This is a genomic window from Geobacter pickeringii (assembly GCF_000817955.1).
GTDB lineage: Bacteria > Desulfobacterota > Desulfuromonadia > Geobacterales > Geobacteraceae > Geobacter > Geobacter pickeringii.
In genome coordinates this window covers 387997-401785 of the sequence record NZ_CP009788.1, presented here as the reverse complement: position 1 = coordinate 401785, position 13789 = coordinate 387997, and the positions used below count along the sequence as shown (strand labels likewise).

Genomic DNA, 13789 nt, shown 5'->3' with positions numbered 1-13789 from the left:
TTTTATGCCAGCAAAAGTGGTAGCGGTCTGCATCAGCGAGAAGAAAGGGGAGCGGAAGACGCCGGTGGCGAGCGTGGAGCTGAGGGAGAACCACGGCATCGTCGGCGACGCCCACGCCGGGGAGTGGCACCGGCAGGTGAGCCTCCTGGCCAAGGAGAGCATCGACAAGATGCGGGCCATGGGGCTCGACGTGGACAACGGCGACTTCGCCGAGAACATCACCACCGAGGGGATCGACCTGCCGGCGCTCCCGGTCGGGACCCGGCTCACGGTGGGGGAGACGCTCCTGGAGGTGACCCAGATCGGCAAGGAGTGCCACACCCGCTGCGCCATCTACTACCAGGCCGGTGACTGCGTCATGCCGAAGGAGGGGATTTTCGCCAGGGTCCTCACGGGGGGGACGGTGCGGCCGGGGGACGTCATCGAGCGTCTCTAGTCTCTCCTCATAGAGCCGCCTGTCACGCCCTCTCCATTCCCGGAGGGGGCGTTTTCATTTCCTCATTTAATCAAGTCCCACACGAGCTTTCCGATCATCACCACCGTCACCCCGATGAAGAGCGGGCGCACGTAGGCGACCCCCCTGGTGATGGCGAGGCGCGAACCGACCAGCGCCCCGGCGATCATCCCCGCCCCCATGACCAGCCCGGAGCGGTAGTCGATGGAGTGCATCAGTGCGAAGGCGGCCACGGCGGCCAGGTTGCTCGCCAGGTTGAGGACCTTGGCGTTGCCGGCGGCGGTGACGAAGTCGAATCCCATCATGAGGAAGGCGAAGATCAGGAACGAGCCGGTGCCGGGGCCGAAGAAGCCGTCGTAGAGGCCGATGCCGAAGGCGGTGATGACGCTGGCCGCGGCGGCGTTGCGGGAGAGCCCCCGGTAGGTGGAGATGCCCCCCCACTCCTTTTTCAGGAGGGTGTAGATGAGGACCGCCGCCAGGAGCACGACCACGAGGGGGCGGAGGAACCAGGTGGGGACGTGCTTCACCCCCCACGCGCCGAGGACCGACCCGGCGAAGGAGAGGGGGAAGAGGACCGCCACGAGCCGTCCGCGGATGTTGCCGGAGCGGAAGAACGACCAGGAGCTCGTCATCACCGACATGCAGGCGGCGAGCTTGTTGGTGCCGAGGACCACCGGCAGCGGCAGGCCGGTCAGCATCAGGGCCGGCACCGAGACGAGCCCCCCCCCGCCGACGCTGGAGTCGATGAAGGCGGCGAGGAAGCCGGCGCCGAGGAGGAAGGCGATCATGTCGAAGGTAAGATGGGTCATGGGGGCTTTCGTGTGGGGGGAGTTGAGCGGTACAGGCTAATGGAAAGGGCCGGGAGGCGCAAGGAGTTTCCTTGGGACACCCGGCCCTTTGCCGGCGGTTTCGGTCGTTCTGCGAAACGTTATGCCGCCGGGAAGTTCCGCGTCAGGTGGAGCCGGATCATGTCCTCGAACTCCGCCTCCCGGTCCCCCTGGTAGACCATGGAGGAGCCGATCTCGGCGGCGAGGATGGCCGAAAGGTACTTCTGCGGCAGCCGGGCGAGGCGGCGGCGGAAGCGGGGCTCGTCGACGACGATCTGCGGCAGGTGCGCCAGGACCGCCCGGCGGTAGAGGGGCTGGAGGGAGAGCTCGGGGCGCCCCTGGAAGAACCGGAAGAGCCGCGCGTAGTTGGCGTTGATCTCGGTGCTCAGCGAATCGGAGATCTCGGTGCAGAGGATCCCCGGCTGCTCACGGCGTCGGCGCAGGATCAGCCGCGCCTCGTCGCCGGCCCGCTTTTCCAGGATCCGGAGGACGTCGGCCACGTAGCGCTCCTTGTGCTCCAGGAACTCCTTCTCCGAGAGCAGCAGGTTGGCGATGATCTCGTAGGAGGAGGAGATGACGCCGCACTTGTTGGCCGAGGCATCGCGCATGACGATGATCCCCTTCTTCTGGAGTTCGATCCGGGCCGCCGGGGTGATGAAGGAGTTGGCCCCTTCCACGATGGCGCGGGCCGACGGGGTGCCGTCGGGGAGGAGGAAGCGCTCCCAGTTCTCCTTGTCGATGGTCTCGGGGCGGCCGCCGGCGGGGATGAAGAGGTCCGCCGGAACGGTGAAGGCCAGTTCGCCGTACTCCTTGGAGAATTCGTCCAGGGAGATCCACTCGTCAACGAGCCCCGTGTCGCTCTTTGTCACCCGGCGGAAGAGCTCCCGCAACCCCTCGCGCCGGCTCCCGGTCCGGAAGAGCATGAAGCCGCCGGGGTGGAGGGCCGCCGGGTCGAAGGCGTCCAGGTCCTGGTTCAGGAGGATGCGCCCCAGCTCCGGGTGGTCCGCCCCCTCCGGGTCGCAGAGGGCCGCGGTGCCGTCGAGGATCAGGGCGATCTTCGCCTGGGGGCAGCGCTCCAGCATGATCCGCATGGCGTTCCCCGCCACGTCGCCGTTGGGTCCGCCGGTGAACTTGACGGTGAACGGGTCCTGGCGGATGTCGATGCCGAGCTCCGCCATGGTGATCTCGGCGAACTTCACCACGCCGGTGGAGGTGACGCCGTACTCCTTGTGGTTGATCCCGACCTTCTTGCTCGACATGATGCCGATGCCGAGCATGTACCCCCGCCGCTTGGACATCCGGGCGATGGTCTCGATCATGGTGTCATGCATGTTCTCGTCGGGCCCCAGTTCGATCGGCTCGTCCTCCCGGTAGTAGTCCACCACCGCCGGATGCTTCGCCACGCCGTTCTCGGTGGTGAAGATGTCGAGGAATGCGCCGGTGATGCCGTACTGGAGCTTGTAGAGCCGCCAGTTTTCCATCTCCCGTTCCCGCTCGCGCTCCCGCATCAGGTCCGAGGCGTCCAGGGCCACCACCAGCTTCGATCCCCCCTCGTAGATATCCTTGTTCTTCAGGTGCTGGGTGTGGGCCAGGACGAAATTCTCGCGGAAGAGGGTGTTGGCGTTGGTGACCAGATCGTCGGCGGTGCGGCAGATAACCGTGCGCCACCCCCCCCGGGCGATGTCGGAGAAGCCGATGTGGTAGCCGAAGCCGTAGCGGCTGTAGAAGAAGGTGACCCGGAACGGCATGGCGGGGGGGAGGTCGGCGGTGAAGTCGGTGCCGAGCTCCGCCAGGTAGGCCGGGTCGAGCCGGAAGGCCAGGGCCTGCTTCTCCAGGACGAAGAAGTTGCACTTCAGGGTGTGGGTGATGAAGGTGAGGCAGCAGCGGAAGATGGTGCGCCGCACCTCGTCCAGGTAGCGGTGGCCGGTGTTGTACTCCGCCACCTCCCGCCGGGTCTCGGCCAGGACCTTGTCGTAGGCCGCGGCCCGCTCCTCAACGGCCGGATCGAAGCGGGTGCGGAAGAGCCTGGCGAGCTGCAGGGCGATCTCCGGGTGGGCCAGGAAGGCGCCGCGCACGTCGTCGAGGCCGAAGCGGTCGGGCTGGTTGTGGGCCAGGTTCGAGTGGCAGAAGGCGATGAAGGCGTTGGTGAGGGTGGCGTCCTCGCCGCTCATGAGGCCGGTGGTGACGAAGTCACGGTAGGCGTGGGAGCGGGTCGCCAGGAGCTGGGTGTTGGAGAGCTCCCGCTCCAGCCGGCAGAAGAGCTCCGATCCCTTCTCCAGCACCCCGCCGTCGCGGCGGCGCACGTAGAAGGTGCCGAGGAAGTAGGGGTGGATGCCGTTGCTGATGGTGAGGCAGTAGGCGCGGTTCACGCCGAGGTCGAGGCGGTTGAAGACCTCCATCACCTGGAGGAGGAAATCCTTCTGGGGGGGGTTCCCCACGGCGAAGAAGACCCGCGACTCGTGGCCGGCGCCGCTCTCCTCCATCTCCTCCACGTCCAGGTAGAGACCGCCGCGGCGGTTCCCCTCCTGGTGGAGGCGGAGCACCTGGGCCACCCGGCGCGGCGGGGAGATCCGGACGTAGTTCTCGTTGTTGAGCCAGAGGATCCGGAGCAGCCGGTCAAAATCGGCCAGGTCGAAGTCGGGGTAGTACTGGCGCACCGCCGCCGCCACCGAGCGCCGGATGCCGGCCGGCACCTCCACCTCCCTGCCGGCGAGGATCTCCTCGTTGCTCCGGCGGTCGAACTCGAAGCGCTGGATCTCCAGGTTCTGGTCGAGCCCCGGGATCGGGTCGTCGGAGTGGGCGATCATGGCGTAGGAGATCTCCCGCTCCTGGAGGCGGCGCAGGGTGTCGTACAGGGTCCCGGCCTGGTTCACCATCGCCATGATGAGGGCCTTCTCCCGGTCGGCCAGGATGAGGCGCCGGTTATGCCGCAGCGTCCCGAGCTCCCGCGACAGGAGCCCCAGGGCCTCCGGTTCGTCCTTCATGGCGATGAAAAAATATGGGTTCAGTTGTTCCCGGAGCCACCGGCGGTTTTCCGCCCGCTCCGCACTCTGCGTCTTTCTGGCCGCTGCTGCCGCGTTCATGGTGTCGAACTCCTCTCGTTGTTCGTCGGTTTTTTCACAGTATACCGTGTTTCACGGGTGGGGCGACCCGCCGGGCCGCCCCTGCATTACGTTTCGGCAAAAAATGCCGTTTGTTTAGAACAGGAGCTTCACCAGCAGGAAGCCGATGGCCACCGAGCTGGCCGTCGCCACGAGCCCCGGGAGCATGAAGCTGTGGTTCAGGACGTACCTGCCGATCCGCGTGGTGCCGGTCCGGTCGAAGTTGATGGCGGCGACGATGGTCGGGTAGTTGGGGATGAAGAAGTAGCCGTTCACCGCCGGGAACATCGCCATGAGCGCCGGGGCCGGGATGCCGAGGGTGATGCCGAGGGGCATCAGCGCCCGCACCGTGGCGGCCTGGCTGTAGAGGAGCACCGACAGGACGAAGAGGGCGAAGGCGAAGAGCCACGGCGCCGCGGTCACCATGCTCTTGATGGAGCCGCCGAGGAACTCCATGTTCCCCTGGAAGAAGGTGTCCCCCATCCAGGCGATGCCGAAGATGGCGATGACCGCCTGCACCCCGGCGATGAAGACGCTCCCCTCCACCGCCTTGGTGACGTTCACCTTGCAGATGAGGATCATGAGCGCCGCCACGGAGAGCATCACCAGCTCGATCACGTGGGGCATCCCCATTTTCACCGCCTTGCCGGCCACGAGCCACTCGGGGCGCAGGGCAGGGAAGGAGCCGAAGAGGACGACGGAGATGGCGCCGATCAGAAAGAGGGCCACGGCGATCTTGGCGGTGGCGGGGGCCTCCTTCTTCTCGAAGGTAGAGGAGGCGGCACCGAGGCTCCGGGCGCCGGCCGGGGTCGGCTCGCAGAAGTTCAGCTCCGGCACGAGGCCGTCGGTGATCCGCTGCTGGTATTCGGGATCTTTCGCCAGATCTTTCCCCATCCGGTTGGCCACGAAGGCAGCGAGGATGACCCCGATGAGGGTCGAGGGGATGCAGACCTTGAGGATGTCGATCAGTTCGATGTGGAAGCCGAGCTTGGCCGTGGTCCCGCCGAGGAGGCCGAGCAGCGCCACGGTGGCCGCCGAGATGGGGCTCGCCGTGATCGCCTGCTGGGAGGCGATGACCGAGATCGAGAGCGGCCGCTCGGGGCGGACGCCGGTCTCGCGGGAGACCTCGGCGATGACCGGCAGGACCGAGTAGGCCACGTGCCCCGTGCCGGCGAAGAGGGTGAAGAAATAGGTGACCAGGGGGCCGAAGAAGGTGATCCGGTCCGGGTTGCTCCGGAGGATCCGCTCCGCCACGCCGACGAGGTAGTCGAGCCCCCCCGCCGCCTGGAGGACCCCGGCCGCCGTCACCACCGCCGCGATCATGAGCATCACGTCGATGGGAGGAGTGGTGGGCTGCAGATGGAAGACGAAGGTGAGGACGGCGAGGCCGAGCCCCCCCATGACCCCGAGACCGATCCCTCCCATCCGTGCGCCGATGAAGATTGCCGTCAGTACCACTGCGAATTCGAGCCAGAACATCGTTGTTCTCCTTTCATCCCTCGCCCCGCGGGCGTTTCGTTTCGGATTCGACCAGGTATGAGCATCGGGGATGCCAGAACGGGCAGCGGCAGGTAACAGATCGGAATAATTCAGAAAAGATGGCTTACGGTGCGGGAAGGAAAGGGGGAAAGGGTATAACCGCGGGAACGGCCCGACGGGGCAGAAACAAAAAATGCCCGTGATTACCGGGCATTGGATGAGATATAACGGCCGTTATGGCTATAACCGGGGTTATAGCCTTTCGTGCCTCACGGGTGCGGCTCGCCGTGGGCCTTGGCGAGGTAGTAGCCGTAATCCCCCTCGTAGACCCGCATCTCGCCGTGATCGATCTCGAAGACCCGGTCCACGAGCTGGCGGAGGAAGTGGCGGTCGTGGCTCACCAGCACCACGGTGCCGGCGAAGTTCTGCAGGGCGTCCAGGAGGATCTCCCGCGACCGGATGTCCAGGTGGTTGGTCGGCTCGTCCAGCACGAGGAAGTTCACCGGCCGGGCCAGGAGCGTCGCCAGCACCACCCGGCTCTTCTCGCCGCCGGAGAGGTTCTCGATCCGCTTGTCCACGTCGTCTCCCGGGAAGAGGAACGCCGCCAGCAGGTTGCGGATGACGCCGATGGTCGCCAGGGGGATCGCCTCCTGCACCGTCTCGAAAACGCTCTTTTTCGGATCGAGGAGCTCCATGGCGTGCTGGCTGAAGTAGCCGAGCTCCACGTTGGCCCCGAGCGCCACGCTCCCGGCGGTGGGCTCCGTCTGGCCCGCCAGCACCTTGAGGAAGGTCGACTTTCCCGCCCCGTTCACCCCGACGACCGCGATCTTGTTCAGCCGGCGCACGATCCCCGAGACCCCGCTGAAGACCGGCTTCTCTATGCCGGCGGGGGTCTGCCAGACCTTTCCCAGACCCTCCATCACCACCACGTCCTCGCCGCTGCGGGGAGGCTCGCTGAACTCGAAGCGGACCGTCCGCTCCTCGGGGGGGATCTCGATCCGGTCGATCTTCTCCAGCTTCTTCACCCGCGACTGGACCTGGGCCGCGTGGGAGGCCCGGGCGGCGAAACGGGCGATGAACTCCTCCTCCTTGGCGAGCATCTCCTGCTGGCGCTTGTGGCTCGCCAGAAGCTGCTCGCGGCGGATGTCGCGCTCCCGCTCGTAGAAGTCGTAGTTGCCGCCGTAGGTGGTGACGGTCCGGTTGGCCACCTCGATGATCCGGGTGACGATCCGGTTCATGAAGTCCCGGTCGTGGCTCGTCATGAGGAGCGCGCCGTCGAACTCGGTGGCGAGCCACTCCTCCAGCCAGATGATCGACTCCACGTCCAGGTGGTTGGTCGGCTCGTCCAGCAGGAGCACGTCGGGCTTCAGGGTGAGGATCTTCGCCAGGGCGATCCGCATCTTCCAGCCGCCGCTGAACGACTCCACCGGGTGATGGAACCGGTCGGGGCCGATGCCGAGGCCGGTGAGGACCGCCTGGGCCCGGGTGTCGAGGTCGTAGCCGCCGCGGTGCTCGAACTCCTCCATGGCGGCGCCGTAGCGCTCCAGGAGCGCCGTCATGGCGTCGTCGGAGTGGGGCTCGCCCATGGCCGCCTCCATCTCCTTCAGCTCGGCGGCGAGGCGCACCGTCTCCGCCGAGCCGGCCATCACCTCCTCCAGGGCGCTTCTCCCCGCCATGTCACCCACGTCTTGGGAGAAGTAGCCGATGGTGGTCTTCCTGGCGCAGGTGATCTCGCCGGCGTCCACCTCCTCCTCGCCGGTGATGATCCGGAAGATGGTGGTCTTGCCGGCGCCGTTGGGGCCCACGAGGCCGGTGCGGGTGCCGGGGAGGATCTGGAAGCTGGCGTCGCGGAAGAGTACCTGGGCGCCGTGCTGCTTGGTGATGGAAGAGAGATGGATCATGGCAATGCTCCGTATGCGTGAAATCAAAGAGTGCACCTGTTAGCACGGCGCCGGACGGGGGGCAACTTAATTTTTCCCAAAGGGTGGGGAGAGCAGGCCCGGTGCGGCAACCAAAAAATTATTTTCAGGGGAGACGATTAAATCGTGGACATTGGGGATGGAAAACTGGTAGGGTGAGTAAATGTCTGTGGATTCACCCGGACAAACTAACAAGGCAGTATCAGGAGAAAGAAAGAACATGGTAAACGGTACGGTAAAGTGGTTCAACGACAGCAAGGGGTTTGGGTTCATCGAGCAGGAGAATGGCGAAGACGTGTTCGTCCACTTCTCCGCCATCACGGGCGACGGCTTCAAGTCCCTTGCTGAGGGCGATAGGGTAACGTTCGACGTGGTCAAGGGCCAGAAAGGCCTGCAGGCTGCCAACGTATCCAGGGCGTAAGCACGACGTGCCCACTGGCACCGAAAAGCCCCGGAGAAATCCGGGGCTTTTCTTTTTTCGCCCGAAACCGCCGGCGGCACAAGCCGGGCGGCGCAAACCCCGGCTCAGCGGAACCCGTCGAGCTTCAGGGCAAACGTGAGATCCAGCCCCGCCAGCGGGTGGTTGCCATCCAGGGTCACCGTCGCCTCCGTCACTTCGGTGACCAGCATCACCCGCTCCACCCCTCCCGCGAACTCGATCCGGACCTTCCTCCCCACCACGAGGTCCCCGGCCGGAAAACTCCCCCGATCCACCCTCAGGACATTCTCCTTCCGCCGCGGCCCGTAGGCCTGCGCCGCGGGGATGACGACATTCTTCGCCCCCCCGACCGCCATGCCGACGATTTCCCGCTCCAGGGCGGCGAAGAGCTGGCCGGCGCCGATGGTGAAGACCAGCGGCTCTCCCCGGTCGACGGTGCTGTCGAAGATCCGCCCGTCGTCGAGGGTGCCGATGTAGTGGATGGCGACCGTGTCGCCGGGGAGTGCCGTTCTCATGACCTGCTCCTTCCTCCCGCTTCGGACCTGCCCAAAAATAAGGCAACGCGGTACCGGTTGATGCCGGCCGGCGCCGAAACCGCCACGCCGCCCCCGTTACAGGAAAAGCCCGGCAGATCGCCTCCGCCGGGCTTTTTCGCGCGGGCGGCGGGACCGTTCTTCATGCCGTGCCACCCGCGGTACAGCAGGAATCGGACCAACGCGGTCAGACGCGGCGCCCTCCCGCCTTCACGCTCACCGCGTACTTCAGGTAGCGCCCCTCGGGGAAGGTGACCGGATAGGGGAAATCCTCCGGCTGGCCGGCCAGAGAGATGACCCGCAGTTCGCCCCCCCCCTGGAGGGCGCCGCGGCGCAGCTCCTTCAGGTAGTCGGCCACCTCCACCTTCTGGTGGTTGGAGGAGGTGATGAGGAGCCCCCCCTCTTCCAGGAGCGGCAGCGCCGCCGCCACCAGGTCCGAGGTCCCCCCGCGGGTGGTGAAGCGGCTTTTGGCGGTGGTGGAGAACGAGGGGGGGTCCATGAGGACGACGTCGTAGCGCTTCTTCTGCCGCTGGAGCTCCGCCAGGACGGCGAGGCAGTCGCCGACGATGAACTCGTGGCGCTTCGGGTTGAGGCGGTTGGCGCCGAAGTTGGCCTTCGCCCAGTCGGTGTAGGTGGGGGAGGCGTCGACGCCGGTGACGAGGCTCGCCCCCGCCGCCGCGGCCGCCACGGAAAAGGCGCCGGTGTAGGCGAAGAGATTGAGCACCCGTCTGCCGGCGACCCGCCCCATGAGCTCCCGGCGGTTTTTCCGCTGGTCGAGGAAGAGGCCGGTGTTCAGCCCCTGCTCCAGCTCCACCAGAAGGGTGAGGCCGTTTTCCCACACCGCCAGGCGCGGCGGCGCCGGGGTGCCGGCCAGGAGCCGGCCGTAGCGCTTCGTGTCGCTCACCGCCTCCAGTTCCCGGGTCTTCTGGGGACGCCCCTTCTCGTAGATCCCCGCCGGCCGGAGGAGCTCCTCCAGGGCCCGGGTGAGGCTCTTCAGATGGGGGCGCCAGCCGGCGCAGTAGAGCTGCACCATGAGGTACTCGCCGTAGCGGTCCACCGTCAGCCCCGGCAGGCCGTCCCCCTCGCCGTTCACGAGCCGCCAGGCATCGGTCCCGTCGAGGTCGGCGTGGGCCTCCCGCAGCCGCAGGGCCGTCTGGAGCCGCGCCGCGAGCCACCCCCTGTCCAGGGTGAGCCGCTCCCGCCCCAGCACCCGGGCCACGATCCGGTCCCCCGGATCAAGAAGGGCGGTGGCCAGGAAGCGCCCGCCGCCGTCCACCAGCTCCACCAGATCCCCCGCCGCGCCGGCGGGCCACTTCTTCGTGTAGGCATCGGCGATGATCCAGGGATGCCCCAGCTCCAGCATCCGCACCGATTCGGGGCCGACCGTGACTCTCTTCCGTTCCATCAGCAGATCCTTTCCCGCGGAGACTTCCCCTCGGCCATCATGCCAGTCCGAAGGCCCAGACGATCCCCACTGCCACGAAGACCGACGGCAGCATATTGCCGACCGGCATCCGCCGGATTCCCAACATGTCGAGGGCGATGGCGACGATGAGGAGGCCGCCGACGGCGTTCATCTCCCGGACCACCGGCTCGGTCAGCAGCGCCTTTGCCACCCCGGCGGCCAGGGTGATGCTCCCCTGGTAGAGGAGCACCGGCACGGCCGAGAAGAGGACGCCGATGCCGAGGGTCGAGGCAAGGGCAAGGGAGGCGACCCCGTCGAGGGCCGCCTTGGCGTACAGAATGGTCGGCCTGCCGGTGAAGCCGTCCTCCAGCGCCCCCATGATCGCCATGGCGCCGACGCAGTAGAGAAGGCTCGCCGACACGAACCCCTCGGCGATGTTCCCCGCCCCGGCACAGCGCCGCTGGAGCCAGTCGCCGAACGCCGCCAGCCGCCCCTCCACCTGCAGCAGCTCCCCCGCCACCCCGCCGATGAGGAGACTGCCGATGACGATCATCGGCTGGGCGCTTTTCAGCGCCAGTTGCAGACCGATGAGGAGTACCGTCAGCCCGAGCCCCACCATGACCGTCTGGCGCATCCGCTCGGGGACGAAGCGCCCGGCGTACCGGCCGACGACGGCTCCCGCGCAGATGGCGGTGGCATTGGCAATGGTTCCGGCCAGGATCATGGGTGCGCGCTCCTCTCTGAAATCAAAGCCCTTCCCCTCTTCCCGCCATCCGTGTAGTATCGATGCCATGAAAAAGACACTGTCGCTGCTCCTGATCGTCCTTGTGCTCGCCGTGGTCGTCTTCGGAACCTGGCAGCTCTTCCTCGGCAATTTCGAGGCGGCCTTCTCCTCGGCCCCCTTCCTCCTGCTCCTCTACTTCGTGGTGCGCCCCCAGCGGGGGTAGCCCTCAGCCCGCCCGGGCCAGCGCCACCACCGCCCCCAGCACCAGCACCGCCCCCGCCATCTCCGTCGCCCCGAGGGATTCCCCGAGGAACAGGGCCGCCAGCAGGAGGGTCACCACCGGCTCCAGGGTGGAGAGGGTCGACGCGTCGGCGGCGCCGAGCCGCTGCATCCCCGCGAAGAAACCGACCATGGCCACCACCGTGGAGAAGAGGGCGATGGCGGCCACCGCCCCCCATCCCGCGATCCCCGCCGGCCAGCGGGCCCCCTCCCACGCCACCGCCGCGCCGTAGACCACGGCCGCCGCCAGCATGATCACCGTGGCGGCCGGAATCGCGCCGGTCCGGCGGGAGACCCGCTCCCCCACCAGGATGTAGCCGGTGTAGATCACCGCCGCTCCGGCGCCGAAGGCGATCCCCGCCGGGCTCCCCGCCAGGCCGTCGGAGACGGTGAGGATGATGCCGCCGAGGGATGCCGCCACCGCCGCCACCTTCAGCGGCGTCAGCCGCTGGCGCCCGAGGGCCGCCGACGCCAGGGTCACCAGCGCCGGATAGAGGTAGAGAAGCAGCGCCGTCAGGCCGGCGGAGGCATACCGCAGGGCCGAGAAGTAGCAGAACGCCTGCCCCACGTACCCCACCGCACCCATGCCGCCGAGGATCCAGAGATCGCGCCCCCGGGGCCAGGGAAGGCGCAACGCCCCCATGAGGGCTGCCATCAGCACCCCTGCCACCAGGAAGCGGAGAAAGAGGACCACGGCGGTGGACGCCCCGGCGGCAAAGGCGACCTTCCCGAAGATTCCGAGGGCCCCGAAGCCGACGGCCGAGACGACCACGAAGGCGGCGCCGGCCAGGCGGGCGGAACGGATGTCTCCCTGCGCCGACGGCGTCACGGCCGTTCTCTGCGGCGTCTCTGAGCCCATCAGCGCACTCCCCCCATCGCTCCTCCCGTTGCCGTCAGAGGCTCGCCTCCATGTGGCCGTGGTAGAGCTCGTCCCGCTCCTGGGCCACGCCGGCATCCTCCAGGAAGTCGTCAAAAGCCATTACCCGGTCGATGACCCCGCCGGGGGTGATCTCCACGATCCGGTTCGCCACGGTGGAGACGAACTCGTGGTCGTGGGAGGCGAAGAGGATAACCTCCGGGAAGGCGATGAGCCCGTTGTTCAGGGCGGTGATCGACTCCAGGTCCAAGTGGTTGGTCGGCTCGTCCAGGACGATGGCGTTGGCGCCGGAGAGCATCATCCGGGCCAGCATGCAGCGGACCCGCTCGCCGCCGGAGAGGACCCCGGTCTTCTTCATCGCCTCCTCGCCGGAGAAGAGCATCCGCCCCAGGAACCCCCGGGCGAAGGTCTCCCCCTCGGTGGGGGGCGAGTACTGGCCAAGCCACTCGATCAGGTTCAGGTCGTTCGCGAAATAGGCGCCGTTCTCCTTCGGGAAGAAGGAGGTAGTGATGGTCACCCCCCAGCGGAAGGTGCCGGCATCGGGCTCCAGCTCGCCGGCCAGGATCTGGAAGAGGGTGGTCCTGGCGAGGCTGTTGCCGCCGACGAAGGCGATCTTGTCCCCCTTGCGGACGAGGAGGTCCAGGTTGTTGAGCACCGGCACCCCGTCCACCGTCTTGGAGAGCCCCTGGATCTCCAGGATGATGTCGCCGCAGGGGCGCTCCGGCTTGAAGACCACGTAGGGGTACTTGCGGGAGGAGATCGGCATGTCTTCCAGGGTCAGCTTCTCCAGGAGCTTCTTCCGGGAGGTGGCCTGCTTCGCCTTGGAGGCGTTGGAGCTGAAGCGCTGGATGAACTCTTTGAGTTCGTTGGCCTTCTCCGTCACCTTGCGGTTCTCCTCCTGCTTCTGCCGGAGGTTCAGCTGGCTCGCCTGGTACCAGAAGTCGTAGTTACCGACGTAGACCTTGATGACGCCGAAGTCGATGTCGGCGATGTGGGTGCAGACCTGGTTCAGGAAGTGGCGGTCGTGGGAGACCACGATGACCGTGTTCTGGAAGCGGGAGAGGAAATCCTCCAGCCAGGTGATGGACTTCAGGTCCAGGTGGTTGGTCGGCTCGTCCAGGAGCAGCACGTCGGGGTTGCCGAAGAGGGCCTGGGCCAGGAGGACCCGCACCTTCTCCCCCGGCTCCAGCTCCTTCATCTTTTTATGGCGCAGCTCCTCGGGGATGCCGAGGCCGTTGAGAAGCACCGCCGCCTCGCTCTCCGCCTCGTAGCCGTTCATCTCGGCGAACTCCGCCTCCAGCTCCGCGGAACGGATCCCGTCCTCCTCGGTGAACTCCCCCTTGGAGTAGATGGCGTCCCGCTCGGCCATCACCCGGAAAAGCCGGTCGTGCCCCATGATGACGGTGTTGAAGACCGTCTCCTCGTCGAAGGCGAACTGGTCCTGGCGCAGCACCGCGATCCGCTCGCCGGAGCCGACGGAGATCCCCCCCCGGTCCGGATCGATCTCGCCGGCGAGGATCTTGAGGAAGGTCGATTTGCCGGCGCCGTTGGCGCCGATGAGGCCGTAGCAGTTGCCGGGGGTGAACTTGATGGTGACGTCTTTGAAGAGGACCCGCTTGCCGTAGCCGAGGGTCACGTTGGATGCGCTGATCATGCCGTGTCTGACTCCCTTTGCGAAAAATAAAGAACCGCAGGGATGGCCCCTGCGGTTCCAGGTACTTTTCTTGTATAGCATTTTCGCCGTTACGGCGG

The 13789-nt window shown here is 66.9% G+C and carries 12 protein-coding genes; 3 read left to right on the top strand and 9 right to left on the bottom strand.

Annotated elements, in window-relative coordinates; all coding sequences use genetic code 11:
- Positions 1 to 4 precede the first annotated feature (4 nt).
- On the top strand, positions 5 to 436 hold the full coding sequence (locus GPICK_RS01845; protein ID WP_039740032.1) for an MOSC domain-containing protein: 432 nt from the start codon (positions 5 to 7) through the stop codon (positions 434 to 436).
- Between the two features lie 62 nt (positions 437 to 498).
- Here GPICK_RS01845 and GPICK_RS01840 read toward each other — a convergent pair whose 3' ends face one another.
- The 4 genes from GPICK_RS01840 to GPICK_RS01825 all read right to left on the bottom strand — a co-directional run bounded on the left by GPICK_RS01840 (position 499) and on the right by GPICK_RS01825 (position 7762).
- The gene (locus GPICK_RS01840) at positions 499 to 1263 is read right to left on the bottom strand and encodes a TSUP family transporter (RefSeq protein ID WP_039740030.1); all 765 of its coding nucleotides are present in this window, start codon (positions 1261 to 1263) and stop codon (positions 499 to 501) included.
- Between the two features lie 119 nt (positions 1264 to 1382).
- On the bottom strand, positions 1383 to 4364 hold the full coding sequence (locus GPICK_RS01835) for an NAD-glutamate dehydrogenase domain-containing protein (protein WP_039740027.1): 2982 nt from the start codon (positions 4362 to 4364) through the stop codon (positions 1383 to 1385).
- A 114-nt stretch (positions 4365 to 4478) separates the two neighbouring features.
- Positions 4479 to 5861, bottom strand: coding sequence for an anaerobic C4-dicarboxylate transporter family protein (locus GPICK_RS01830; RefSeq protein ID WP_039740025.1), 1383 nt, complete (start codon positions 5859 to 5861; stop codon positions 4479 to 4481).
- 269 nt (positions 5862 to 6130) lie between these two features.
- Positions 6131 to 7762, bottom strand: a complete 1632-nt coding sequence (locus tag GPICK_RS01825; protein WP_039740024.1) for an ABC-F family ATP-binding cassette domain-containing protein — start codon at positions 7760 to 7762, stop codon at positions 6131 to 6133.
- A gap of 238 nt (positions 7763 to 8000) precedes the next feature.
- Here GPICK_RS01825 and GPICK_RS01820 point away from each other — a divergent pair, with 238 nt between their 5' ends.
- Positions 8001 to 8201, top strand: a complete 201-nt coding sequence (locus GPICK_RS01820; RefSeq protein WP_039740022.1) for a cold-shock protein — start codon at positions 8001 to 8003, stop codon at positions 8199 to 8201.
- A gap of 104 nt (positions 8202 to 8305) precedes the next feature.
- On the opposite strand, the gene GPICK_RS01815 is transcribed toward GPICK_RS01820, so the two are convergent.
- The 3 genes from GPICK_RS01815 to GPICK_RS01805 all read right to left on the bottom strand — a co-directional run bounded on the left by GPICK_RS01815 (position 8306) and on the right by GPICK_RS01805 (position 10950).
- On the bottom strand, positions 8306 to 8734 hold the full coding sequence (locus GPICK_RS01815; protein WP_039740021.1) for an FKBP-type peptidyl-prolyl cis-trans isomerase: 429 nt from the start codon (positions 8732 to 8734) through the stop codon (positions 8306 to 8308).
- Between the two features lie 205 nt (positions 8735 to 8939).
- On the bottom strand, positions 8940 to 10157 hold the full coding sequence (locus tag GPICK_RS01810; protein ID WP_039740018.1) for a class I SAM-dependent rRNA methyltransferase: 1218 nt from the start codon (positions 10155 to 10157) through the stop codon (positions 8940 to 8942).
- Between the two features lie 37 nt (positions 10158 to 10194).
- On the bottom strand, positions 10195 to 10950 hold the full coding sequence (locus GPICK_RS01805) for a DUF554 domain-containing protein (RefSeq protein ID WP_236685615.1): 756 nt from the start codon (positions 10948 to 10950) through the stop codon (positions 10195 to 10197).
- Here GPICK_RS01805 and GPICK_RS17535 point away from each other — a divergent pair.
- Positions 10949 to 11104 (top strand): hypothetical protein, encoded by a 156-nt coding sequence (locus tag GPICK_RS17535; RefSeq protein WP_169745361.1) that lies wholly within the window; start codon positions 10949 to 10951, stop codon positions 11102 to 11104. The two genes, GPICK_RS01805 and GPICK_RS17535, sit on opposite strands and share 2 nt — an antisense overlap.
- Positions 11105 to 11107: 3 nt before the next feature.
- Here the strand turns inward: GPICK_RS17535 and GPICK_RS01795 are convergent, their stop codons facing one another.
- Together GPICK_RS01795 and GPICK_RS01790 are read right to left on the bottom strand one after the other, a co-directional pair.
- Positions 11108 to 12019 (bottom strand): DMT family transporter, encoded by a 912-nt coding sequence (locus GPICK_RS01795; protein ID WP_084201319.1) that lies wholly within the window; start codon positions 12017 to 12019, stop codon positions 11108 to 11110.
- Between the two features lie 34 nt (positions 12020 to 12053).
- The gene (locus GPICK_RS01790) at positions 12054 to 13691 is read right to left on the bottom strand and encodes an ABC-F family ATP-binding cassette domain-containing protein (RefSeq protein ID WP_039740012.1); all 1638 of its coding nucleotides are present in this window, start codon (positions 13689 to 13691) and stop codon (positions 12054 to 12056) included.
- Positions 13692 to 13789 lie beyond the last annotated feature (98 nt).